Source organism: Mucilaginibacter sp. Mucisp73 (genome assembly GCF_059491465.1).
In genome coordinates, this window is sequence record NZ_CP168507.1 from 4,522,390 (window position 1) to 4,546,633 (window position 24,244).

General features: G+C 43.6%; 21 protein-coding genes. 10 read left to right on the plus strand and 11 right to left on the minus strand.

Going from position 1 to position 24,244, the window contains the following annotated elements; all coding sequences use genetic code 11:
* Positions 1-18 precede the first annotated feature (18 nt).
* The 4 genes from ACEN82_RS18640 to ACEN82_RS18655 all read left to right on the plus strand — a co-directional run bounded on the left by ACEN82_RS18640 (position 19) and on the right by ACEN82_RS18655 (position 7,408).
* Complete coding sequence (locus tag ACEN82_RS18640; RefSeq protein WP_188832904.1) at positions 19-984, plus strand: hypothetical protein; 966 nt, start codon at positions 19-21, stop codon at positions 982-984.
* Positions 985-1,075: 91 nt separating this feature from the next.
* A complete protein-coding gene (locus ACEN82_RS18645) occupies positions 1,076-2,509 on the plus strand; it encodes a protein phosphatase 2C domain-containing protein (RefSeq protein ID WP_413321672.1) in 1,434 nt (477 codons plus the stop codon).
* A 3-nt stretch (positions 2,510-2,512) separates the two neighbouring features.
* Positions 2,513-6,589 (plus strand): FtsW/RodA/SpoVE family cell cycle protein, encoded by a 4,077-nt coding sequence (locus tag ACEN82_RS18650; protein ID WP_413321673.1) that lies wholly within the window; start codon positions 2,513-2,515, stop codon positions 6,587-6,589.
* A gap of 24 nt (positions 6,590-6,613) precedes the next feature.
* Positions 6,614-7,408 carry an FHA domain-containing protein gene (locus ACEN82_RS18655; protein WP_112654774.1) on the plus strand — a complete coding sequence of 265 codons (795 nt, stop codon included), beginning with the start codon at positions 6,614-6,616 and terminating at the stop codon, positions 7,406-7,408.
* An 85-nt stretch (positions 7,409-7,493) separates the two neighbouring features.
* Here ACEN82_RS18655 and ACEN82_RS18660 read toward each other — a convergent pair whose 3' ends face one another.
* Positions 7,494-8,291: a DUF3050 domain-containing protein gene (locus tag ACEN82_RS18660; protein ID WP_413321674.1), complete on the minus strand. Its 798-nt coding sequence runs from the start codon at positions 8,289-8,291 to the stop codon at positions 7,494-7,496.
* A 290-nt stretch (positions 8,292-8,581) separates the two neighbouring features.
* Here ACEN82_RS18660 and tnpA point away from each other — a divergent pair, with 290 nt between their 5' ends.
* Entirely contained in the window at positions 8,582-9,049 is a 468-nt protein-coding gene (tnpA, locus tag ACEN82_RS18665; protein WP_413321675.1) for an IS200/IS605 family transposase, read from the plus strand.
* Between the two features lie 147 nt (positions 9,050-9,196).
* Here tnpA and ACEN82_RS18670 read toward each other — a convergent pair whose 3' ends face one another.
* The 5 genes from ACEN82_RS18670 to ACEN82_RS18690 form a co-directional block, all read right to left on the minus strand.
* The gene (locus ACEN82_RS18670) at positions 9,197-9,928 is read right to left on the minus strand and encodes a YqjF family protein (RefSeq protein WP_413322578.1); all 732 of its coding nucleotides are present in this window, start codon (positions 9,926-9,928) and stop codon (positions 9,197-9,199) included.
* 47 nt (positions 9,929-9,975) lie between these two features.
* Entirely contained in the window at positions 9,976-10,779 is an 804-nt protein-coding gene (locus ACEN82_RS18675) for a M48 family metallopeptidase (protein ID WP_091172486.1), read from the minus strand.
* A gap of 5 nt (positions 10,780-10,784) precedes the next feature.
* Positions 10,785-11,438 carry a glycerol-3-phosphate 1-O-acyltransferase PlsY gene (gene plsY, locus ACEN82_RS18680; RefSeq protein WP_090531854.1) on the minus strand — a complete coding sequence of 218 codons (654 nt, stop codon included), beginning with the start codon at positions 11,436-11,438 and terminating at the stop codon, positions 10,785-10,787.
* Positions 11,439-11,541: 103 nt separating this feature from the next.
* A complete protein-coding gene (nadC, locus tag ACEN82_RS18685; protein WP_413322579.1) occupies positions 11,542-12,387 on the minus strand; it encodes a carboxylating nicotinate-nucleotide diphosphorylase in 846 nt (281 codons plus the stop codon).
* A gap of 168 nt (positions 12,388-12,555) precedes the next feature.
* Entirely contained in the window at positions 12,556-12,951 is a 396-nt protein-coding gene (locus ACEN82_RS18690; protein ID WP_495643994.1) for a DUF4783 domain-containing protein, read from the minus strand.
* 195 nt (positions 12,952-13,146) lie between these two features.
* On the opposite strand from ACEN82_RS18690, the gene gpmI reads away from it, so the two are divergent.
* Together gpmI and ACEN82_RS18700 are read left to right on the plus strand one after the other, a co-directional pair.
* Entirely contained in the window at positions 13,147-14,670 is a 1,524-nt protein-coding gene (gene gpmI, locus ACEN82_RS18695) for a 2,3-bisphosphoglycerate-independent phosphoglycerate mutase (protein WP_413322581.1), read from the plus strand.
* Between the two features lie 28 nt (positions 14,671-14,698).
* The gene (locus ACEN82_RS18700) at positions 14,699-15,223 is read left to right on the plus strand and encodes a hypothetical protein (protein WP_413322582.1); all 525 of its coding nucleotides are present in this window, start codon (positions 14,699-14,701) and stop codon (positions 15,221-15,223) included.
* A 20-nt stretch (positions 15,224-15,243) separates the two neighbouring features.
* Here the strand turns inward: ACEN82_RS18700 and ACEN82_RS18705 are convergent, their stop codons facing one another.
* On the minus strand, positions 15,244-15,894 hold the full coding sequence (locus ACEN82_RS18705) for a tetratricopeptide repeat protein (protein WP_090531867.1): 651 nt from the start codon (positions 15,892-15,894) through the stop codon (positions 15,244-15,246).
* A gap of 367 nt (positions 15,895-16,261) precedes the next feature.
* Between ACEN82_RS18705 and lon the strand changes: the two genes are divergently transcribed.
* Positions 16,262-18,736, plus strand: a complete 2,475-nt coding sequence (lon, locus tag ACEN82_RS18710; RefSeq protein ID WP_090531869.1) for an endopeptidase La — start codon at positions 16,262-16,264, stop codon at positions 18,734-18,736.
* A 138-nt stretch (positions 18,737-18,874) separates the two neighbouring features.
* Here lon and ACEN82_RS18715 read toward each other — a convergent pair whose 3' ends face one another.
* A complete protein-coding gene (locus ACEN82_RS18715) occupies positions 18,875-19,306 on the minus strand; it encodes a hypothetical protein (RefSeq protein WP_413322583.1) in 432 nt (143 codons plus the stop codon).
* Between the two features lie 190 nt (positions 19,307-19,496).
* Between ACEN82_RS18715 and ACEN82_RS18720 the strand changes: the two genes are divergently transcribed.
* Positions 19,497-20,456: a lipid A deacylase LpxR family protein gene (locus ACEN82_RS18720; RefSeq protein ID WP_413322584.1), complete on the plus strand. Its 960-nt coding sequence runs from the start codon at positions 19,497-19,499 to the stop codon at positions 20,454-20,456.
* A gap of 155 nt (positions 20,457-20,611) precedes the next feature.
* Here ACEN82_RS18720 and arfB read toward each other — a convergent pair whose 3' ends face one another.
* Positions 20,612-21,022, minus strand: coding sequence for an alternative ribosome rescue aminoacyl-tRNA hydrolase ArfB (gene arfB, locus ACEN82_RS18725; protein WP_413322585.1), 411 nt, complete (start codon positions 21,020-21,022; stop codon positions 20,612-20,614).
* A 71-nt stretch (positions 21,023-21,093) separates the two neighbouring features.
* Here arfB and cmk point away from each other — a divergent pair, with 71 nt between their 5' ends.
* Complete coding sequence (gene cmk / locus ACEN82_RS18730; protein ID WP_413322586.1) at positions 21,094-21,771, plus strand: (d)CMP kinase; 678 nt, start codon at positions 21,094-21,096, stop codon at positions 21,769-21,771.
* Between the two features lie 210 nt (positions 21,772-21,981).
* On the opposite strand, the gene ACEN82_RS18735 is transcribed toward cmk, so the two are convergent.
* Positions 21,982-22,437 carry a deoxycytidylate deaminase gene (locus ACEN82_RS18735; RefSeq protein ID WP_413322587.1) on the minus strand — a complete coding sequence of 152 codons (456 nt, stop codon included), beginning with the start codon at positions 22,435-22,437 and terminating at the stop codon, positions 21,982-21,984.
* A gap of 109 nt (positions 22,438-22,546) precedes the next feature.
* The gene (locus ACEN82_RS18740) at positions 22,547-24,181 is read right to left on the minus strand and encodes an MFS transporter (protein ID WP_413322588.1); all 1,635 of its coding nucleotides are present in this window, start codon (positions 24,179-24,181) and stop codon (positions 22,547-22,549) included.
* Positions 24,182-24,244 lie beyond the last annotated feature (63 nt).

The following is a 24,244-nucleotide window of genomic DNA, read 5'->3' on the forward strand; positions in this document are numbered from 1 at the left end:
TGATTTAGCATATACAGAATGGAACCTAAATCAACATTTTGGAAACGGATAGGCCTTCAGGACTGGTTTTTACCAAACGGAAAACCTGTAAACGAGGAGGCTGTAAAAATAAAAGCGCTAACGCCCGATGACGTGTATTTATACATCATCGAAAAATTCAAGGAGTCGATCAAGCAGCTTTCTTTTGCCGACAGGATAGTTTTTTACCATGAATTTATCATCAGCTTTAACGAGGAAGATTACCAGGATTTTGTAAATAACCGCTCTGGCTTGTTCGGCATTATCGTTAATGAATCGGTAAAGAAGTTTTATGAATTGCTGCGCGAACATCAGGAAGTAGGCAAAAAGGTGGAACCTTCAAGCTCAAAATGGGTATTCAGGCTGGTATCGCACCCGGATTATAAACGCGGCGATAAGGGTTTTATAGGCAAACTGCTGCCCGGCACAAGCGCTAAAAAAGATGAGAACCTGCGGGTTACCTTCATTCCGCGCCAAACGGGTGTTGCCCAAACCTTGGATATCAGTAACGAGGTTTTAAAAGGCTTTACTTATTACAGCGAAGGTTATTACGAATTGCCTTATGCCAACGACCTGCAGCACAATGAAAAGGACGTAGTTAAGCCCGGAACCAAAGTACTGGCCCGGCTGGAAACCATTATGCCCGATAAGCAGTTTGTTGGCCGCAAGGTGGAGTACCTGATCAAGGATGATGATATTGTTGTATCGGGCAGTGATGAGGAAAGGGACGAGCAGGCCGTGTTTAAGGTACCGTCTGAATGGGTGAACACCCCGCACCTGCGCATCCGATTAAATAAAGCTGATGGCAAGTTTTACATGGCATCTTTTGGCGAACGTACCCTGATCAACGAACTGGAAGTAGCCGGTAGCGATGTGAACTCGCCGCAATGGGTTGAGCTTCCGTTCAACTCCAGGATTCTGCTCAATGGCATAGTAGGTATTAACATATTTAAACCCGAACCATAAATGTCACAGGTATTATCAATAGGGCTGCTGGCAATATGTGTGCTGTTATTGGTAGCTCATTTTATCGACATAAAAAAATCCAGTTAAAACCATGGCAAATAATTTTTTCGGGATAACAGATACCGGTAGGCAAAGGCAAAATAACGAGGACGTTTTTATTGCCGAAAAATCTGGTGATGGTAATTTTATCATTGCCTGTGTGGTTGATGGGGTTGGCGGTTATGCCGGCGGCGAAATAGCTGCCGAAATTGCCCGCGCCACCATCCTGGAGCAATTGCAATATATAGCCGGCGATATTGTGCCGCTATTGGTAAATACGTTTACCATTGCCAATCAACGGATCTACGACGAAAAAGTACAGAACAAAGATCTTGAAAACATGGCCTGTGTGCTTACACTGGCCGTGGTTGATATGATCAACAATAAATTTTATTATGCCCACGTTGGGGATACCCGCCTGTACCTGCTGCGAGATTATTCGCTGATCAAGATCTCGAAAGATCACTCTTTTGTGGGCTTCCTGGAAGATTCGGGCCGGCTAACCGAGGAAGCAGCCATGGATCATCCCAAACGCAATGAAATTAATAAAGCGCTTGGCTTTGCCGGGCAGATAGGCCAGGACCCCGATTTTGTAGAGACAGGTAACTCACCCTTTTTGCCGGGCGATATCCTGCTCATTTGCAGCGACGGCTTAACCGACCTTGTTGATAAAAGCAAGATCACCAATATCCTTACCAACAGCGATAACCTGCCCGAAAAAGGTAAAAAACTGATTGATGCAGCCAATAACCGTGGTGGAAAAGATAATGTGACCGTAGTACTGGTACATAACGATAAGGAGCGCAAGCAACACAGCGCCACAAAACCAGTGGTGGCTGCTGTAAAAGCTGCCGAACAGCCGGAAGCAATTACGCCCGCCCCGGTAAAAAGGCAGGAAGAGCCTGATCCTGTGGTGAAAACCAAAGGCAATGGCGGTACCGTGGCTATACTCACCCTGCTGTGCTTTATTTTTTTAGGCGGATTTATCTGGCAGTTTAAAAAGAATGCCGATCAGGCTGCTATTCCTAAAAAAACAGATACGTTGGTAGCTCAGCACATTAAAAATGCGGTGGAGCTCAAGCTCCAGGATACTATTAACAAATTAAAAGGCCATACGCTGTTACTTTCGGCAGCTGATTTTCAGCAGCCTATTGTGCTGAGCGATACGCTGCATATCAATAAGGATAGCCTGTATATTAAAACAAAGGGTGTCGTCGTATTCAAAAAAGATTCCACTTACTCAGGCCCGGCAATTGTGCTGGCTGCTAATTGTAAATATGTAGTGTTGGATAGCGTTGCTTTTGACGGCTTCCGCACGGCCATTATTACACACAACGATGCCCTGGTGCTAAAAAATGTGCAGTTTAATAACTGCTTAACACCGGTCCAGGCATTGTACATGTTCCCTAATAAAAAATACATCTCGGGCAGATTGTTTGGCAGCATGTTCAAAACTGATTCTGTTCCAACTAAAGCTACCCACTGATAAATGGCCCAGGAAAATCCCAAAGTACCCGGCAGGAGAATGGAACGGCTGTTCCTGTTGCTTACAGGCATATTGCTGGCCGTTTTATTTGTGAAGCTTTTCAGCGTATTGCAACTTAAGTTCACTGATGTTGATAAGCGCCTGAAGGATGGTACCATCGTAAATCTTAACTCGCCCAATACCGCTCAAAACGTAAAGGCGCTGCTTAAAAAGGGTTATTATTTCGATGATCCGAAGGATGTTGATTACATTGAATCGGTAATAGCATCGCGTAAAACAACCGGCGACCTGGTAGATAATACCGGCGAGCTTAACAAACGCAAATACTACGTAAATGCCGACGAGGCCTTTGAAAAAGGCGGTGAAACTTTCAAGAAACGAGTACTTACGTCCCGCACGCTTTTAGGCTATACCGGCGATGATTCCATCCGCTTTGAACAGGAATTGAAAAATCCTCCTGCTTTGGGTGCCCAAACCGATCTCAACCTTGGCGAATACAGCATTAAAGGCACCATAGCCCACAAAGGCGAACCAGTGCCCGGTGTACTGGTAAAGCTCACCATGATTTTGCCCCGTGATAGTATCTTCAGTGATGAAGAAACGGGAGCAAAAACATCTTTTTCAGAAAATGCCTCATCATACAAAAAACTGTATGTACTTAACGATCAGAAAAAGAAGGTACTGCAGTCACTAACAGCTTTTGCCCGTACCGATGAGCAAGGGCGGTTTGTATTTGCCAAATTGCCAACCGGCAAAGCATTTTCTGTATTGCCCATGCAGCCGGGTTTTGAGTTTGGCCGCTCGCAGGGCGTTGACGAACTAGACAAAGACGTAACCTTTAAATTTAGCCAGGCACCTCATAGTATCAAGCTGCTCTCTACCCGCGATTTTAACATCCTGAAAAAAGAGGGTGCTTTTATTGTGCGCTACCAGGAGGAGTTTAACATGTGGTACTGGATCATAGCCGGAAGCTTTTTTGCAAGCTTTATCATCGTACACCTGTTACTCAGCGCCCGGTATCCTAATGCAGATCAGATCATTTTACCCCTGGTCATGATGCTTACCGGTATCTCATTCCTTACGCTTTTAAGCCTGCAAGACCCACTGCGCGATAGGTTCCTGGCTAAAGATACGCTTGTTTATTTGGGCATCGGCATGGCGGGGATCTGCATCATTCAGCTATTTAACCTTCGCCGCCTTAACCCCGACTCGGGCTTTTACCGGCTGCTTGTTTTTAAATGGAGCAGGAGCGCTGCCAACGGCTGGCCCTGGGCTATTGTTGCCATGGGCATCCTGTTTTCCACCATCTTGTTTGGTACCGGCCCCGAGGGTAGCGGTGTAAAAGTTAACCTGCTGGGTTTTCAGCCAAGCGAAATTGTAAAATACCTCATTGTTATTTTCCTTGCCGGATTTTTTGCCACCAACGAAAAATTCATCAGTCAATACGCCAGCTGGAGCAAGCGCTGGTCGTTCTTTTCTTTTGCACTTATCGCCACAATAATAACCCTGCTGCTGTTTTTAGTTTTGGGCGATCTGGGGCCGGCCATGGTGATCTGTTTTACGTTCATCATCCTGTTCTCTTTTTCACGCGGCGATTTCCTGTATATGGCGGGTTTTGTGGTGCTATTTGTGCTCACTACCTGGTTTTTTGATAATATATGGCTTAGCGCGGGCATCACATTTTTTTCGCTTGGGAGCGTAGTATTTTTCAGGCGGAGGAGGTTGAGTGAATCGGCCATTATGGCGCTCGTAGTGATCACTGCTTTTTTAACCATCGATAAAATTCCCGGTCTTGATAAAATTATCCCCGGTCCGGTGGAACGCCTGGTTGAGCGTAAGGCCATTTGGCAGGACGCCTGGAATAATGAAGTTTACGGCGGCGACCAGGTAGCTAACGGACTTTGGGCCATGGCCAGTGGAGGGGTAAGCGGACAAGGTGTTGGTCAGGGCTTTGCCAAAACTATCCCCGAAGCACATACCGATATGATATTGCCATCCATCGGCGAAGAGTTTGGCTGGGCTGGCATGGCCGCGGTGTTCATCTTGTTTTTGTTGTACCTGCACCGCTCCATCATCATAGGCAGGCAAACGGGGATGCCCCTGCTGTTTTACCTAAGTGCAGGTATCGGGGTATGTACCTTTGTGCAGTTTTTGCTTATTGCGGGCGGCTCTATCGGGGCATTGCCATTATCCGGCGTTTCCCTTCCTTTTGAAAGTTATGGCGGCTCATCATTGGTAATAAATCTGCTGGCTGCGGGCTTCCTGCTGTCGGTCTCATCAGTAAGGGGCACAGCGGTGCAAATGGATTATATTACCAAACAGCAGGATAAAAACCTGGTACCTGCATTGGCAGCCGCGCTTGCCGGAGTGGTATTATTGGTGGTGAATGTATCTCGTTACACAACAGATAATAAGCAATGGGTTGTAAAGCCTGCTTTGGTTGCCGATAAAAGCGGTCTGCGGATGTTTAGCTACAACCCGCGTATCGCTATATTAATGAACAGGTTGCAGGCCGGTACTATATATGACCGTAACGGCCTTATCCTGGCTACCAGCAAACCCGAACTTATCGAAAAACAAAAGAACAAATTAAGCGCTTCGGGCATGCTGCATTATGACCTGGATTCGGCTATGCATAAGCGACTGGACAGGTTTTATCCTTTTGAAGAACAAACGTTTTTTTGGACGGGCGATCAAAACACCGGGGTATTTAATGGCAGCACCAACGGTTATTTTGCCGAGTATGAGCATGCCGCCGAACTTCGCGGGTTTCATATGCCTATTACCAATTATAATGTAAAGGCATCACGTTACCAGGAAGACCGGTTCCTGCCCCGCGGAATGAAAGAAATGACTGTAGCTAAAAAAGACTACAGCGCTTTGGCCAATCTCCTTGTAAGTGATATCAACGGCCCTGAAGTAGAAGCTTTCAAAAACAAAAACCGCGATGTAAAGCTTACGATGGATGCCGATCTGCAAACCAGTATTCAGCAATCTATCGCTTCCGATACTTCGCTGTATGATAACAGGGTTTCGGTAGTTATCATGGAATCCAACACCGGCGATGTGCTTACATCGGCACAATACCCGCTGCCTCCTGTGCACAACTGGGACCAGCTGACTATGCCACTGGCCGATCAGAATAAACTGGCCACCTGGTTAACCACTACCGATCTGGGTTTTACCTATGCCAGTCAGCCTGGTTCAACGGCTAAAGTTTTAACGGCGATGTCGGCATTTAATAAATTAGGCATCGCTGCATCTGCAATACAATATCATGTAAGCACTCAGGAGCGGATCCGTACCAAGGGCATCGAGCCCGACGAAACCGGGATGATCACCATGGAGCGCGCCATTGCCAAATCAAACAACGTATATTTTATTAAACTGGCCAACCAGGAACACCTGGAAGAGTACATGGCAACATTGTACCTTAAAACAGGGATGTTTTTACATGGTGTAGGCGGTTACTATTATAATAAACCGGTGTTGAACGCCACCCAGGAAGATAAATGGCGCACCTTATGGCGTAAAACCGAATTTAATACCAAACCACGGTACGATCCTAACAATATCCATAAAACAAGGGCTAAAGGTATTTCGGGTATGGCCTGGGGGCAGGGCGAACTGATTGCTACCCCCGCGGCGGTAGCAAGGCTGGTATCGGGCGTGGCTAATGACGGTATGTTACTGCCCAACAGGTACGCGCTAAAAATTGCCGATTCAACAGTGGCTGTAAAAAGCGGCATCAAGCTGGCCGAAGATCCGCGTTATGCTGCTTTGTTAAAACAATATATGATTGAGCAAAGCGCGCCTAAAACGCCTATATTAGGCATCAAGGTAGCAGGTAAAACCGGTACGCCGGAACGTATTGTAAGGAACCAGAGTGTTAACGACGGCTGGTATGTTTTCTTTGCACCAAAAGAAAAAGGCAGCGGCTATTTGGTGGTTTGTATCCGGGTAGAATCAACCCGCGGATCATCAGACGCGGTACACCTGGCCGGCAATCATGTGATCCCTTTCCTGCTGAAAAAAGGTTATATAAAAAGCATGGAAACGGAAACTACTACCGAAGAATAGTGTTTAAGCAGAAAGGAAAAGCAAATGGCATTTAGTTTATTTAAAAGAAGCGGCGAAAAACAACCCTGGGATGTAAAAAGCTTACGTGAGGCTATATTACGTTTCATTAAAGAATCGTTACAAAAGATAGAAGGTGGAGAAGGCGGCCATATCAAAGAGCTGAAGCTTTTTATAGTTGCCGATGCCGAGGATAAGCCTATTTATGAAGGCGCGGTTTATGTACATGATAAAGCGCTTTTCAAAAACGAGGTTCAAAAAATAGCCGATGACTTTGACATCAATTTGCCCCCCGACTGGACGCTGGACGTCGAGTTCACGGAAGAACTCCCGGCGGAAGCGAAAAGGATCCCTGATCTGGACGCCGCCTTTATCATGAATACCCGCAAGCAGGTTGCACACAATGCAGCTTCCTTTACAGCCTATTTACGCATCCTGAGCGGTGAGGCCGAAAAAGAAGAATACCTGATCAAAGCTACTGACCCCAAACTCTACATCGGGAGGGATAAAAAGTCCGTTACCGAAAATGGATCGTTCAGGCTAAATCAATTTGTTTTTCCGGGAGAGAGCAGGGACGAAAGTAATAAATACATCAGCAGGCAGCATGCCCATATTGAATGGGACGGCGAAAGCGAGCGCTTCATGATCTTTGCTGATGAAGGCGGCGTGCCCCCGCGCAATAAAACCAAGATCCATATCGCGGCCGATGGCAAAATGATCAAACTCAATTCCACTCAAATTGGCCACCCCCTAAGCGAAGGCGACCAGGTAATATTGGGAGAGTCGGCGGTGTTTTTGTATACTACGATAGCAAACCGATAGAGCTGGGACAAGAACGGGCGTTAGGAGCCGAAAGAAAAATCTCCAACCATGCGCTGTCGAAATAACCTTTTCTATCGGTATATGGTTAAAGGGAACTTATTTCCTGTACTTTAATCGCTTCCAAAATCCCATCCCAAAGTGCAATGCGCACCTGTAATGCTTCTTTAACAGCAACAATCGCTTCGGCCCATTTGCTGTCATCATCGCCGCAAAGTTCGGCAGTCATTTGATAGGCCAGTTGGGAATGATGGTCGCCGTCAACTTCTATATGGCGCTCAAGATAGTATAACAATATATCAACCTTACCCGGCAATTGTTGGCTCAGCTCTTTTACTATGCTTACAAACATATCCGGAATCAGGTCTTCGCGGCCAAAGGTGAATACTGCAGCTTGCAGATGATCTTTATTGGTATCGATAACATCAAATGTGTGCTGCACAAAATTGCGGGCGGCAACAGGAATATTGGCTATGATCAGCGCTTCATCAATATGCTTACCGAAGTTTAATTCATTAAACAGGTTATTGATGCCTTCGGCGGTACTCCCCGCTTGCTGCATGGCACGCAGATAAAGTTCGAAATGGCTTGCACGGTTTCCCTGTTCATCAATATCGCTTTCTTCGCCCGCAACAATTTCATTAATAAGATAACGGGTATTGGCGTTCCCGGTTGGCATCCAGGGGGTAACAGTGCAGGTAAGCTTTTGCTGCAAAGCTTTTAACAACGACATAAAATCCCAAACAGCAAACACATGATGCTCCATAAAAACGGTAAGCTCATCAAGCGATGTAATATTTTTATAAAGCTCGTGATTGATAAGCTGATCGCGTAAAGGCTGGATCTCGTTTTTTAACTGTGCAATGCGGTTGCTGTAATTTGCCATGTATCAAAAATTGTATGGGTGGCAAAAATAGCAAACAACGTGATTATTAATGAACTGATTATTTTTTTTGACGACGGGGTGATGGGGGATTATTTAATCATAGCTGCTTTAATAAGGGTTAACAGCACAGCTAACTCGGAACGGATCAGATTACTGCTACAAGCGATATCATTAACTTAAATTTAAGAAATTGACAGGCTGCCCCAGAGGGGCAAAAGGTTTGTAGAAAAATAATGTAAATTTGATTAGAGCACCAGAGGTGATCAACTTAACGAACCTGACCACTAAGGATGGCAAGTAATAACACCTATTCGCAATTGTATGTCCACGTTGTTTTTGCCGTAAAATATCGACTGGCATTAATTGAGGAAACATGGGCCGAACGGCTAAGAATGTATATAACCTCAATTGTTCAAAACCAGGGGCATAAACTAATTGCTATCAACAATGTGCCTGATCATCTGCATTTATTTATCGGATTAAATCCCAATCAATCTATTTCTGAAGTTGTGCGCATCATAAAAAGCGACTCATCCGAATGGATTAATAAACAAAAATTAGCCAATGGCGGATTTCAGTGGCAGGAAGGATATGGAGCTTTTAGTAATAGCAGGTCACAAATTGATAAGGTGGTAAACTACATAGCAAACCAGCAAGAGCATCATCGAAAAATTACATTTTTAGACGAATACAGGAAAATACTAAATGATTTCAATATCGAATTTGACGAACAATATATCTTTAAATTGCCTCAATAATTAACTTGTGGGCTTTGTTCAGCCCCTCTGCGGCTATAAAAGGAGGGGCATTTATTTTTCTACAAACCTTTTGCCCCTCTGGGGCAGATCGTCATGCTTAATAATTCACCTCCATAGGTTTACCATAAAGACTCGAAGCATAATTCTTTACTTCCCCACCACTATCTTCTCCCCCATTCGTACGCTGATATCCGAACCGACCGCATAAAAAGCAGAACCCGGCTCTTTTTCCAAAAACGGCTTAAATGCATCACCATAGAGTGCGGCAACATCAGCATCAAAAACATAGTCGCGCACCAAACCCGTTTGCCATGAAACATGCTCAACCTGGTACTCCATTGTTTTTATTTCACTTAAACCGTTGTATCCCCAGTAATGTTCTAAAATAAACTCTTCCGGGCTGCCGGGCTTAATATCAACCAGGGTGTCGCTTGCCGTAGCGCCAAGCTTGTTCCAGCGCCCGTTAAGTTTCCATTCGTATAAAAATCGGGTATGGTTATCTGTTGTCGCGGTTATAGAGCTCCGCATGGGCAGGGCGCGATAATGTTCCTTATAAAGATTGTTGGCAATGAGCGCAATCATGCTTTTAGGCACTATTTCGCTTATAAAAACAGCGCCGCGCTTCCATTCGGTACCATTAAAGTATCGCACGTAAAACCGCAGGTTAACTTCTTCAAAGTTTACATGCCCGGGCCATTTAATGCCCAGTACCCGGGTATCCGAAAACATGAAACCAACCATACTTACCAGCGCTTTTCCTTCCCAAAGGTCGAGCACCGTGCCTGCCGGCGTATAAGGTTTTAATATTGCAGCATCAACCTCGTAATTTAGCATTACAAGGTTTTTCCACTGGGCTTTTAAAAATTCGCTTTTAGCCATAAAAAGAAGAATCCCGCCTTTTTTACGGGCGGGATCCACTAAAATGATTAATATTTTTTATAATATTTCATGGCCTCGGGTATGAGGTTCTGGATATCGGCAATACGCGTAGCATCGGCAGGGTGAGTGCTTAAAAATTCAGGCGGTGCCCCACCTTTGTTTTGGGCTGCCATACGTTGCCAAAAGGCAATGGCATTGTGCGGGTCATAACCGGCCATAGCCATAAAGGTTAAACCTAAACGGTCGGCTTCTGATTCCTGTTTACGGGAATAGGCCAACAGTTTCAGCTGGCTTCCAACACCATATAAAGTACTTATGGCGGTTTGTGTAGCCTGCGACTGCTGGCTTGTCGCCGCTCCTACCAATTGTCCGCCCCCTTGTACCAACATCTCCTGCGAGATGCGCTCAGCTGAGTGACGGGCAATAGCGTGACCTATTTCGTGGCCCATAACTACGGCAAGGTAGGCATCGGTATTAGCTACAGGTAATAACCCGCTGTAAACCGCAACTTTACCGCCGGGCATACACCAGGCGTTAACCTCGCTACTTTGGATCAGGTTAAACTCCCAATTAAAGCTATACTGATCGCCATAACCGTTTTCTTTGAGGTATTTTTCAATGGCTACAGCCAGTCTGTTACCAATGGTTTTAACACGTTGCGCATCGGCACCGCTGGCCACCACTTTAGTTTTAGGGTCGGAAAGCAGTTGCTTATAGCTTGCCGCTGCCGACTGGTTCACTTCGGCATCGCCAACAAGGCTTAACTGTTTACGGCCGGTTAGTGGCACAGTTGAACAGGAAAAGACAGCCATGATGGCTATCAGGACTAATAAAGGTTTAAACTTTTTCATGGTGATTAGGCAGCTGTTGTTTTCTTCTTAAAAAAATTAACTTTCGATTCTTTGCCTCTTATTAAGCGTTCAATGTTTTTTTGGTGGGTTACCAGCACAAGCACACAAATACACATGCCATAAATTACTATAGACCGTATAGGTGTCGGAAAAACAAATGTAACGCCTATAGGGTAAGTAAAGGCAGCTGCAATTGAGCTAAGCGACACATATTTTGAGATCAGTAACACCGTTATAAAAACCACTATACATAATAAGGCGGCATGAAAATGTATAGCCAAAATCATTCCAAACAAAGTTGCTACGCCCTTGCCGCCTCTGAAACCTGCAAAAATAGGGAACAGATGGCCCATAACTGCCGCTATCCCTAAGGCCAGTTCATAATTAGTGTATGCGGTTGAATTGATAGCACCTGTAGCAGATGCACCAATGAAATAAGCGAAGTTTGTTGCTGCCCAGCCTTTAAATATATCAAGCAGCATCACGGGGATGCCCGCCTTTTTACCAAGCACACGAAAAGTATTTGTAGCACCTGCATTACCGCTTCCGTACTCGCGTACATCCACATTGTAAAAAGCCATACCAATCCAAACAGCCGTAGGTATTGAGCCGCACAGATAAGCCATTATAAGTGCTGTAACAGAGTAAACGGTTATCATTCTCCTGCAATATTACAAAATTGAAGCGGTAAAAGCGTTTTAATCATAGCGCTTTTACCACTAAACTTTGTTTAACAATGTGTTATTTGATATTTTAATTACCCTATTTTACGGCTTTCAGGCTAAGGTCAAGGCTTTTAACCGAATGAGTAAGCGCCCCGACAGAAATATAATCGACCCCGCAATCGGCATATTCACGTATATTATCAATGGTGATACCGCCCGAAGCTTCGGTAATATAACGCCCTTGTATTATACCAACAGCCTGCCGCAGGTCATCAAAATTGAAATTATCAAGCAGTATGCGGTTAACCCGGCCGGTTTGTAAAACCTGCTCCAGTTCATCAAGGTTTCGCACCTCAATTTCAATAGCAAGTTTTTTCCCATTGTCGGTTAAATATTGATTAGCACTTTCAATAGCTTGCCTTATTCCGCCGGCATAGTCCACATGGTTATCCTTAATCAGGATCATATCGTACAAACCAAACCTGTGGTTTACGCCTCCGCCTATGCGTACCGCCCATTTTTCGAGATAACGAAGCCCCGGTGTGGTTTTACGGGTATCTAAAACTTTAGTATTAGTCCCTTTCAGCAAATCAACTATCTGCCTGGTTTTTGTAGCAATTCCCGACATACGCTGCATACAATTTAGTACCAAACGCTCGGCGGTCAAAATGCTGCGCGAATTGCCCTCAACCTCAAAAGCTATGTCGTTATATTTAACCGGGGCTCCGTCCTGCAAAAACACGTTAAGTTTAAGGTTTGGATCAACCACATGAAATATTTCGGCGGCCAGCTCAACACCGGCCAGTATTCCTTCGTCCTTAACTAAAAGTTTTGCTTTGCCGGTAGCGTCGGCCGGGATAGTTGAAAGCGAGGTATGGTCGCCATCGCCCACATCCTCACTTAAAGCATTATTTATAAACTGGTGTATGAGTTCTTTATCCAATTGTGTACTTTTTGAGTGTCAAAAGTAACAACAATTTTTAAATGGAGGGGATTGATTACGGTAAAGATAATGGTTCATTGTCCATGGTTCATGGCAAATCTCTGACTATGAAAACGGTTCAGCTCCAAACAGGTGCTATGAACCATTAACCATGATCCATGAACTAAGTCATTTTACCTTTTCGTCTTCAATTTTTAATTCGACAACATTGGTGCCTTTGCCTGCATCCTTGAGCGTGATGGCGACCCGAAATTCGCCCTTATCGGTACTCAAAATATAAACACCGAAATGATAATTACCCCCCGAATTTATTTTATGTAACAGCTTAATACCTTTAGGCTTATTCCTTGCGAAGAACTTATCCAGTATAACCGTGGCCTGGTTTTGCGAATAAACATTCTCGTCTTCCATAATGGTGATCTCCACATTATTGGCAAATAGTTTGGAAAGCTCTTTAGTATTACCTGTTTTTAAAAGATTGGCTACGTTATCTATAGCATCTGCCGTTGAGGCATATGGGAGCAGCAGTAAAAAAATAAACGACGGCAGGTATATTAATTTCATACAATAATAACGTACTAATGGGTGCTAAAGTTACAAATAGCGGTTAAGTGTTTACTCGTTTTTTAATAAACTAAAAAGCTATGTTCATTAAACTGTATAATAAACACTAACAGTATAATTTAAGTTTTATTTCAGGCTGCTAACCTAAATTAAAAAATTATATATAAAGTACCCAGTTGCCTTTATATTTGCATTGTGGAAAACAAAAAGAAACTCGCACTAATAATACTTGATGGCTGGGGTTATGGCCGCAACGATCAATCAAACGCTATACTGGCTGCCAATACTCCTTTTGTTGATGGCCTGCTTAAGCAATATCCAAATTCAAAGCTTGAAGCTTCAGGAACAGCAGTAGGCTTACCTGCCGGGCAAATGGGCAATTCGGAAGTTGGTCACATGAACCTTGGTGCAGGCCGCGTGGTTTACCAGGAACTTGGCCGCATTCATAAGGCAGTTGATGACAATGAGCTGCCAACTATCCCTGTATTGAAAGATGCGTTTGAATACGCGAAACAAAATAATAAAGATGTACACTTTATCGGTTTAGTATCTGACGGTGGTGTACATTCGCACATCAGGCATGTGAAAGGCCTTTGCGATGCCGCTAAACAACTGGATGTTAACAATGTATACATCCATGCCTTTTTAGATGGCCGCGATACCGACCCTAAATCGGGTTTGGGCTTTGTTACCGAACTTGAAGAGCATATTGCAGGTACCGGCGCTAAAATAGCCTCTGCCATCGGCCGTTACTATGCTATGGATCGTGATAACCGCTGGGAGCGCGTTAAACTGGCTTATGACCTGTTGGTAAACGGTGTAGGTGCACCAACTCAAAACGTTACCGATTTAATCAAGCATTCATACCTTGAGGATGTTACCGATGAGTTTGTAAAACCAATAGTTGCTGTTGATGACGCAGGAAAACCTTTAGCCGTGATTAAAGATGGCGATGTGGTGATCTGCTTTAACTTCCGTACTGACAGGGGCCGAGAGATCAGTATTGCTCTAACTCAAAAATCATTCCCTGAATATAATTTACACCCGCTGGATATCCGTTACATCACCATGACACCATATGATGAAACGTTTAAGAATGTTCAGGTTGTTTTCAACAAGGAAGATCTGACCAAAACTTTGGGCGAGATCCTGCAAAACGCAGGTAAATCACAGATCAGGATTGCCGAAACCGAAAAATATCCTCACGTAACCTTCTTCTTTTCGGGTGGGCGCGAAAAAGAATTTGATAACGAAAAACGTTTATTAGTACCATCACCAAAAGTGGCTACTTATGATCTTCAGCCAGAAATGAGCGCTGCGGGCATCCGTGATGCCATTATCCCTGAGCTGGAAACCGGCTGGCCTGATTTTGTTTGCCTTAACTTTGCCAATACCGACATGGTTGGCCATACCGGTGTTTTCAGCGCGGTGGTTAAAGCAGCCGAAACTGCCGACAGCTGCACCAAAGCTGTTGTTGAAGCAGGTTTGGCCAATGGCTATTCGTTTATTATCCTGGCCGACCATGGCAATGCCGATTACATGATCAACGAAGATGGGTCGCCCAATACGGCACATACTACCAACCTGGTACCATGTATCGTGATTGACAAAGATGTAAAAGAAGTAAAAGACGGAAAACTGGGCGATGTGGCGCCAACCATATTAAGTATATTAGGTGTTGCCATCCCTCCCGAAATGACTGGTAATGTATTGGTGTAATCCAAAAAACATAAGCAAAGCCGCCCTGATGGGCGGCTTTTTATTGTTAATAGCAAATTTGTATTCCTGCCGGCCCGATAACAGGCAAAGCGGTGCCAAACTGGTTTACTTTGACCTGAAAGAATTTTTCAGGGCCGATTCGGCACGGCTTACCAGGTTAAACCCCGCGGTAAACAAAACGGTTACCCACAATGGCGTTACCGAAACCAAAGTAGTACACATTGGCAACTGGAACCAGGAGCTTAATTTGTTTATCCAGTCGGACATTAACCGCCCGGCCTGGAAAAACAGTTATACAGTAAGTACAAGCGATAGCGCTATTATTTATAAGGCCCGTACCCCCGAGCTTAAAACCCGCCGCATGATTATCAAAAAAGTCGGCGATAAAGTGGCGTGGATCCTGATCTATAACCACACCAAAAACCTGCTGTACGAAACCAACGAAAAATTGAGTTATTTTCCCGATTCGCTTTACCTGATCCAAAAAACACAACACGTGAAATTGATGGGCCGGAACGATTATAAGGTGCAGGGAACCCTGCCTAAAAGGTAAAGAGAAAGTTTAACCTGATTTTAGTGCTGCTTCACTAAAGTATTAACCCCTGTAGTAGCCTGGATGAGTTTCTCTTTTGACTGATCGATCAGTGCGGAAATGTCCATGCGGCCCGGGTTATCTGCCAGTACCTTTTCCAGATCGGCAACTGAAGCTTTTAACGAGTTTATTCCCCTTGCTTTGTCATAAAAACGAGATGTCGCCTGCAATTTAAACATACCGTAGTCGCGGTAAGCTATGCCCCTGTTTTGATAGTACTTGTTATCCCTGAGATCGCTGTTAATAGAAATGGCCTTTGTAAGATCCACAATAGCGCCTAACAGGTACAATTCCTTATCCGCCGCTGAAGCCTGGCTGTCTCTCCCGAGATAGCTTTTTGCCCTTGCCCTGTAATAATAAGCTGTTGCATCGGCCGGCTTTACGGCAATTACCTTGGTATATGCCAGTATCGATTTTTTGTAGTTATCGCTGTGGTAGTATGAGTAGCCCAGCATCCACATAGCGTTTGCATTTGTTGAATCAGTTATGCACGCTTTTTCCAGGTGTGACACCGCCGAACGGAAATCGCCATCCATAAGCGCCTGCTGGCCGAGCCGCACATAAGCGTTTTGCGCTATAGCCGACTCGAGCGAAGACATGATCAGAAGGGGCAGGATAACTGATAACTTCATTAAACGGATTACTGGTAAAACAAAAATGGTATAATATTAACTATTAATACCCTAAATTATTATGCCATATTGTGGTTTTGTGTAAAAATTTTTACACCTACAAATAATTTAAGCACAGCGATACTATGACTTTTTTTCATCTTTACCAATAAAATCTTATTTATTTACAATTCGTTTTACAAATTTGTAACAAACATATACCCAGTACGTTAAATCACCAGATTAATTGTTGTTATTTATTATCGTAACTTGGCACAGCTCTTGAACCATTGTTATGTGCGATTGATAATCGCAATTTAACCTGTAATTGAAGTGGATACTATATTACAGGCTGACAACATGACGTTTTATTCTACAAAATATAATAATGAATTTCGATCCGTTTGATTTTAAAAATGCTTTACCGGTTATAAACGAGGATTCAGAATTTTTCCCGCTAATGTCATCGGAAGATGAAGAAGAGATGAATAATGAGGAACTGCCCGATGTAATGCCTATTTTACCCTTGCGCAATACTGTACTTTTCCCGGGTGTTGTGATCCCAATTACAGTTGGCAGGGATAAATCAATAAAACTAATCCGCGATGCCAATAAAGGCAGCCGCATGATTGGGGTGGTTTCGCAACAGGATGTGGGGATTGAAGACCCTACTTTTAACCAGCTTAACAAAGTTGGTACTATAGCACTCATTATAAAAATGCTGCAAATGCCTGATGGTAACACCACCGTTATCATCCAGGGCAAAAAACGTTTTTATTTAAAAGAAGAAGTACAGAGCGAACCCTATATAAAAGCCACAGTTGAGCCCTTTCATGAGATAAAAATCAAGGAAGATAAAGAGTTTAAAGCCATGGTATCATCCATTAAGGATATGGCCATGAATATTATCCAGCTTTCGCCAAACATCCCGAGTGAAGCAGGGATCGCAATCCGCAATATCGAAAGCACATCGTTCCTGATCAACTTCATATCATCAAATATGAACGCTGATATGACCGCTAAGCAACACCTGCTTGAAATTGCCAACCTGCGCGAACGTGCCAACCTTGTGCTTGAGCATTTAACGCTCGACCTGCAAATGCTGGAATTAAAAAACCAGATCCAGACCAAAGTACGTGTCGATTTGGATAAACAGCAAAGGGATTATTTCCTTAACCAGCAGCTAAAAACTATACAGGAAGAGTTGGGCGGCAATACGCCCGACCTGGAAATTGAGAGCCTGCGCCAGCGTGGCATTAAAAAGAAATGGGCAAAAGAAGTTAAAGATCATTTTAACAAAGAGCTTGAAAAACTGAGTCGTACCAATCCCGCAGCAGCCGATTACTCGGTCCAGATCAATTACCTTGAACTGTTGCTTGATTTACCATGGAACGAGTTTACCAAAGATAACTTCGACCTTAAGCGTGCGCAAAGGATCCTTGATAAAGATCACTTTGGTTTAGATAAAGTAAAACAACGCATTATCGAATACCTGGCCGTATTGAAATTAAAGCACGACATGAAAGCTCCGATACTTTGTTTGGTCGGCCCTCCGGGGGTTGGTAAAACATCGTTAGGTAAATCAATAGCCAAAGCTTTGGGCCGTAAGTATGTGCGCATGGCATTAGGCGGAATCCGCGATGAAGCGGAGATCCGGGGTCATCGTAAAACATATATTGGTGCTATGCCGGGTCGCATTATCCAGTCGATAAAAAAGGCGGGCGCGTCAAACCCGGTATTTATTTTGGATGAGATAGATAAAGTAGGCAACGATTTCAGGGGCGATCCTTCATCGGCCCTGCTTGAAGTACTTGACCCCGAGCAAAACGGCACTTTTTCTGATCATTATGTTGAAATGGACTACGACCTTTCAAACGTAATGTTTATTGCTACCGCCAACTCGCTGAGCACGATCCAGCCTGCTTTGTTAGACAGGATGGAGATCATTGAAGTGAACGGCTATACTATTGAAGAAAAAATTGAGATAGCCAAGCAACACCTGGTGCCTAAACAGCGCGAAGCACATGGCTTAAAAATAAAAGATGTAAGCCTTAAAGCAGATGTTATCGAAAAGGTGATAGTTGATTATACTCGCGAATCGGGGGTACGTTCACTGGAGAAAAAGATTGGATCGGTTGTGCGCGGCGTGGCTAAGAACATAGCTATGGAAGAGCCTTACAACAGTGTTGTAAGTAAAAAAGATATCGAAAAGATACTGGGCGCACCTATTTTTGATAAAGACCTTTATGAAGGCAATGATGTTGCAGGCGTTGTAACGGGCCTGGCCTGGACTTCTGTAGGCGGCGACATCCTGTTTATTGAAGCCAGTTTAAGCCCCGGAAAAGGCCGCTTAACGCTTACAGGCAGCCTGGGCGATGTAATGAAGGAGTCGGTAACTATAGCCCTCGCTTACCTGCGCGCTCATGCTGCCGATTTTGACATCAACCCTAAACTGTTTGATCAATGGGATGTGCATGTACACGTACCTGCGGGCGCCACCCCTAAAGATGGCCCGTCGGCAGGTGTTACCATGCTTACAGCGCTGGTTTCGGCATTTACGCAGCGTAAAGTAAAGCCTAATTTGGCCATGACGGGCGAGATCACCCTCCGAGGTCGGGTTTTGCCTGTGGGCGGTATCAAAGAAAAGATCCTGGCTGCAAAACGCGCCAACATAAAAGAGATCATCCTGTGCAAATCAAATCAAAAAGATATTCTGGAAATTAAGGAAGATTACATCAAAGACCTTAGCTTTCATTACGTTACCGATATGAGAGATGTGATAACCCTGGCCCTGCTTAACGAAAAGGTTAAAAATCCAATAAATCTTACCGTTAAAGAAGACGAAAAAACAGCCATTAATTAAAGCGGGGCTATTTCCCGGCATAAAACAAAAAAGTTTTACAGTTACACGCTGTAAAACTTTTTTGTTTTAGAAGCTCTTCATGACAAAGTATCAAAACATAATAATGCCCAACTTAAAATAGAGTCCCCGGCTTGAAGTTTAATTTTCACTTGTAATCTCAACCCCATCCCTTATTGCCGCTTCAAGTATATCAATATTTATATCGTTCAAATTATTGAACTTAATACAATACCCTGTCACGCTCGCTTTGCCTATTTCTTTTCCATATGTTTGGGGTAAATATTTTTTATCCTTAATACCAAGGATGTAGATAGAAATCCCCGTCGTGTTGGCGCTCATACCAACCTGAAAAAACTCCCGGGTTGTTCCGTTAGCATATTTTATGGTGTAAGATCCATATCCCACGTTAGGGTTGCTAACAATCCGGCCTTCAGCGTTTCTGCCATCCTCAAACCATAGCTTACATCCCGGTAATATTTGAAGTATGCGCCTATGTAATGTTTGCATATCACCACGTTTGGGTTCGGGTTGGCTGGCAATATACTCTTCGGTTTGTTGCTGCACGTTCATATAAATATGGGATTATGGGTTGCTTGCTTTGCTTTTTAAATTTCGTTTTATTTTAGTAAAACACTAATTCATTTCTTTCTCATCAACCAAATTTCAAACTGTAACATTCCCTAAATTTATAACTGCTTTATTTGCATCGGGTTTTTTATATATTAGCGCACATATATACTATTATACTATATAAACCCCAATGCCTAATAAACTATTTTTAACACTGGTATGCCTGTTAAGCGCTACCTGTTTATTTGCACAAACCCGCGGTCATGAATTTGGTATTCAATCTGACAATGATTCATTCCTTGGTCAGGGATCTGACAGGTATTACACCAATGGTATTTTCTTTTATTACCGAAAAGCGCTTACAGTTAAACCAACCGAAAACGATCTTCAAAACAAAGTTTTAGGATTTGAGTTAGGGCAAAAAATGTTCAACCCCCAATCGGGCTATGTTCGCGGTCCCTTTGATATTGACAGGCCGTTTGCTGCATATACATATATAGGTTCAACACTTAACTTGCTTTACAAAAACGAAAGTAACCTGAAGCTTGGCACCCAGATTGGCTTGGTAGGCCCGGCTGCGGGCGGCGAACCTGTTCAGAAGCTTATTCACAATACTTTCGGTTTTTACAAACTTAACGGCTGGCAATACCAGATCAAAAATGATGTAGAGCTCAATCTTTCGGCCGAGTATAATAAGCTGCTGGCCCGTACCTCATGGATTGACCTGAGCTTTAGCTCCTATGCCAACCTGGGTAACGGTTTTACCGGCGCAGGTGCAGGTGGCTTTGTACGCATAGGTAACTTTAACCAGCTTTTTAATTCCATCAGTACCCAAAGTACGGTATCAACCGGCGGCGAGGAAAAATTACTGCACAAGCACGAGATCTTTTTTTACTACAAGCCTTTAGCCAATTTGGTTGGTTATGATGCAACCATCCAGGGCAGCCTGTTCCGCAAACATGACGACCCAAACAGCCTGGAAGTTGTTTCAGAAAAGAAACCGTTTATATTTAGCCAGCAGGTAGGTGTAGCTTTTACAACCAGCCGTTTCGCGTTTGATATAGCGGCGATATTCCATACCAAAGATGCCAAAGAAATGATCCGCTCTCATCAATGGGGATCAATTACCGGGTTTTACAGGTTTAAATAAAGAGATTAGAGGTTGGAGGTTAGTGATTAGAAGAACCGCTACCTGAACCATCATGTCATTGCGAGGAACGAAGCAATCGCACGGAAGCATTGCCACTCTGTAGAGTATGCGATTGCCACGCTGCGCAATGACATAGCTTTAGAGAGTTCGCTTAACTATTCCCTAAAATCAATTTTCCTATTTTCTTTCTTAGCTGACTGTATTTTCTTACTGTCCAATCTTGCGGCTTTTGCAGCTTTACTTGCTTTGGTGGGTTTGCGCACTTTAGGCTTTTGAAGGGCTTTTGTTAGCAGCGATGTTAACCTTTCAATTGCTTTTTCTTTATTAAGATACTGGCTTCGCTCTTCATCGCATATTACCTGCACGTAACCATCTTTGTTAAGCCTGTTCTGCAGTTTTTCGGTTAACAACAGCTTTTCCTCATCGTTAAACAAAGCGGATGAACCTATTGAAAATAACAGTTCAACCTTGCTCGAAACCTTATTTACGTTTTGCCCGCCCTTTCCGCCGCTTCTTGATGTTTTGTAGCTTGTTTCCTTTTGAAGATCTGCTTTAGTAAAATTCATCTTCAAAAATAAGCCTTATTGAGTTACCGCTATCAGGCCATTTGCTAATAATTTGCTATTTTAGCAGCTCTATGAACAACAATATCGTAGTAGCCATTGATGGTTATTCTTCGTGCGGGAAAAGCACCCTGGCAAAAGCTTTAGCAAAAGAGCTTCATTTTATCTATGTTGATAGCGGCGCTATGTACCGTGCCGTAACCTTATACTTTTTAAGGCATAACATTGATCTTGAAAATCATGCCCAGATAGCGGACGCCTTGCATAATATCCATCTTAATTTTCATACGCAAAATTATAAAACCTTTATTACCTTAAATGAAGAGGACGTGTCTGAAGAGATCCGCCAGATGCACGTAGCTGACAAAGTTAGCTCGGTAGCAGCTATAAAAGAAGTGCGCACAGCCATGGTAAGGCAGCAGCAGCGTTTAGGCCGCTCCAAAAATATTATTATGGATGGCCGGGATATTGGTACCGTTGTGTTCCCTGATGCGCAGGTGAAACTGTTCATGACTGCCGATCCAAAGATCCGGGCCGAACGCCGTTATAAAGAGTTATTACCAACCAACCCTAACATTACTTTGGAAGAGGTTTTTGATAACCTGGCACACCGCGACTACCAGGATACCACCCGCGAGGAAAGCCCCCTTACCCGCGCCGAAGATGCCATTATATTAGACAACACCGACCTGAGCCAGGATGAGCAATTGATGTTTGCCATAAGCCATATTGAACCGTTTATTGCGGAGTAGCGGTTAGTGATTAGAGGTTGGAGATCGGAGATTAGTTTCTTTTCAGAGATCAGAGATTAGATTCAACCCTTGAATAAAGAGCGCCATAAGCAAAAACCTTATGACGCTTTTTTTATTCAGAAACTGATGATTATATCAGCCCCCCAATTAATCAGTGTAATCAAAAATCAATCGGTGAAATCCCGGAAAAAATCAACGTAATCAAAAAAATCAACGGTTAAACTTCTCCGCTTTCACCCCAAACCTGTTTAAAAAATCTACCCCCTCGTCGCTTACTAAGCCTTTATATTCGGCATATGATTTATCATAATAAACCTGGGTGATCCCGGCCGAATAGATGAGCCTTGCGCAAGGCAAACATGGCGACAGCGTGGTATACAACGTAGCGCCTTCAAGTCGCGCCCCATTTTTTACCGCATAAAGTATCGCGTTTTCTTCGGCATGCAGGGCAAGTGAACAGCTGCCTTTTGAATCGCGGGCACAACCTGTTTCGGGCCATTCAACATCGCAGTTATGTGTTCCAGCCGGCGGACCGTTATAGCCTATGGAAATAATCCGCGTATCGCGTGTCAAAACCGCCCCTACATGCGCCTTAACACAATGCGACCGCTCGGCCAGATCAGTGGCCAGGTTCATGAAGATTTGATCAAAGCTGGGTTTTGTCATCGGTGATCGGAGGTTAGAGATTTGAGATTAGTTAAAATTATTATAAAAAGAAAGAGGTTGAAAATTAAAGGCCTAACCTCTAATCTCCAACCTCTAATCTCTAAAAATATTAATGTCCGCCTTTAACTTCAACGTGGTCAAGGTCGATACCCTGATGACGGAGCTCACGGCTAACTTTCCATGCAAAATAAGCAAGGTATGCGAAACCTATTACAGGTACGATGTACGAGAAGTGAATACCGCTCATACCCGGAACAACACTACCGGCACCATCGGCAATTTTACCTTGCAGCGGTGGGATGATAGAGCCCCCTAAGATCATCATGATCAAAAATGCCGAGCCCTGGCTGGTGTATTTGCCTAAACCGGTAATAGCTAACGAGAAGATTGACGGCCACATGATTGAGCAGCATAATCCACCGCTGATAAACGAGAAGGTAGCTACCTTGCCTGTAGTAAATAAACCCGCAAGCATGAACGCTACGCCCAATAAACCGAGTACCGATAAAGTACGGGTTGGTTTTTGCTGGCCGATAAAGAAGGCAACGATCAGGATGGCCACGCAAATCGCATAGGCGTACAGGTGGCTTACGTTAGCGCCCGAGAAAACATTTACCAGCAGCACTATGCCGAATGCGAGGAACGGGATTAAAACATATAAAACGTATTTAACCGATTTTGAAAGATTAAACGCATCAATAGATCCCGCAAAACGCCCGATCATTAAACTACCCCAGTATAATGAGATATATGGAGCAATATCTGACTCAGCAAAAGAACCAAATTCCGGGGTCTTTAATAATGAACCCATATTACTTTGAATAGTAACCTCAGTACCTACGTAAGTAAATATAGCAAGCATACCCAATATTAACTGCGGGTATTGCATGGCGCCCCAGCCTTCTTTACTCTTTTTAGCGGCGAAAATGGTACCTATCAGTGTAAATACAATTATAGCTAACGAAGCATATACAAAATATTGGCTTGGTATGCCTATAGCCTTGCTGATAGGATCGGCTGCAAGTATTAAACAAAACGCAACAAACATTACCAGCAAAGGTGTATTTGCTTTTGAGCTTGATTCGATCTTTTCATCGCTGGTAACCTTTGGCAGGTTCGAAAACCAAAAGAACAAAGCAACAGCAATGAACAAGCCAGCCAACAAATAATATAGGTTATTGATTGATGATATTTTAACATCAGCAGCGGCAGTTTTTGCGGTTGCCGAACCAAATAATACCACACTTACTACTACGGGACCCAATAAAGCGCCAATGTTGTTGATACTGCCTGCAAAGTTTAAACGGTTTGAACCGGTTTCAGGAGGTCCTAATGCAACAACAAATGGGTTTGCAGCTGTTTGCTGTAACGAAAAACCAACAGCTATTATAAAGAATACTGCCAAAATGAAACCAAACGCGCCCGAAGCTACAGCAGGGATCATAGCCAATGCACCAACGGCCGAAACAACGAGGCCTAAAATGATACCATTTTTGTAACCTAACTTGTTCATAATATCAACTTTACTGGCTTGTGATGCAAAGTAAAGTATCAATGAACCGATAAAATACCCACCGTAAAATGTAAAGTCGATAAGTTGTGATTCGAACTGGGTAAGGTGAAAGTGCTCTTTACAGAAAGGTATGAAAATACCGTTGGAGGCGGCTAAAAAGCCCCAAAAGAAAAACACGGTAATCAGCGTATACAGGGCTGTACCGTAGTTCTTAGCATTGTTTTGTTCCATTTTAAAATAGGTTGTACAGATTTGATTTTTGAATTTCTAAACATAATTCAATTTTGGTAAAAC

Bases quoted from the DNA above. Each gene is read 5' to 3' on its own strand.
- ACEN82_RS18640 (WP_188832904.1), top strand. From the start codon at position 19: ATGGAACCTAAATCAACATTTTGGAAACGGATAGGCCTTCAGGACTGG.
- ACEN82_RS18645 (WP_413321672.1), top strand. From the start codon at position 1,076: ATGGCAAATAATTTTTTCGGGATAACAGATACCGGTAGGCAAAGGCAA.
- ACEN82_RS18650 (WP_413321673.1), top strand. From the start codon at position 2,513: ATGGCCCAGGAAAATCCCAAAGTACCCGGCAGGAGAATGGAACGGCTG.
- ACEN82_RS18655 (WP_112654774.1), top strand. From the start codon at position 6,614: ATGGCATTTAGTTTATTTAAAAGAAGCGGCGAAAAACAACCCTGGGAT.
- ACEN82_RS18660 (WP_413321674.1), bottom strand. From the start codon at position 8,291: ATGGCAAATTACAGCAACCGCATTGCACAGTTAAAAAACGAGATCCAG.
- tnpA (WP_413321675.1), top strand. From the start codon at position 8,582: ATGGCAAGTAATAACACCTATTCGCAATTGTATGTCCACGTTGTTTTT.
- ACEN82_RS18670 (WP_413322578.1), bottom strand. From the start codon at position 9,928: ATGGCTAAAAGCGAATTTTTAAAAGCCCAGTGGAAAAACCTTGTAATG.
- ACEN82_RS18675 (WP_091172486.1), bottom strand. From the start codon at position 10,779: ATGAAAAAGTTTAAACCTTTATTAGTCCTGATAGCCATCATGGCTGTC.
- plsY (WP_090531854.1), bottom strand. From the start codon at position 11,438: ATGATAACCGTTTACTCTGTTACAGCACTTATAATGGCTTATCTGTGC.
- ACEN82_RS18690 (WP_495643994.1), bottom strand. From the start codon at position 12,951: ATGAAATTAATATACCTGCCGTCGTTTATTTTTTTACTGCTGCTCCCA.
- ACEN82_RS18700 (WP_413322582.1), top strand. From the start codon at position 14,699: ATGGGCGGCTTTTTATTGTTAATAGCAAATTTGTATTCCTGCCGGCCC.
- ACEN82_RS18705 (WP_090531867.1), bottom strand. From the start codon at position 15,894: ATGAAGTTATCAGTTATCCTGCCCCTTCTGATCATGTCTTCGCTCGAG.
- lon (WP_090531869.1), top strand. From the start codon at position 16,262: ATGAATTTCGATCCGTTTGATTTTAAAAATGCTTTACCGGTTATAAAC.
- ACEN82_RS18715 (WP_413322583.1), bottom strand. From the start codon at position 19,306: ATGAACGTGCAGCAACAAACCGAAGAGTATATTGCCAGCCAACCCGAA.
- ACEN82_RS18720 (WP_413322584.1), top strand. From the start codon at position 19,497: ATGCCTAATAAACTATTTTTAACACTGGTATGCCTGTTAAGCGCTACC.
- arfB (WP_413322585.1), bottom strand. From the start codon at position 21,022: ATGAATTTTACTAAAGCAGATCTTCAAAAGGAAACAAGCTACAAAACA.
- cmk (WP_413322586.1), top strand. From the start codon at position 21,094: ATGAACAACAATATCGTAGTAGCCATTGATGGTTATTCTTCGTGCGGG.
- ACEN82_RS18735 (WP_413322587.1), bottom strand. From the start codon at position 22,437: ATGACAAAACCCAGCTTTGATCAAATCTTCATGAACCTGGCCACTGAT.
- ACEN82_RS18740 (WP_413322588.1), bottom strand. From the start codon at position 24,181: ATGGAACAAAACAATGCTAAGAACTACGGTACAGCCCTGTATACGCTG.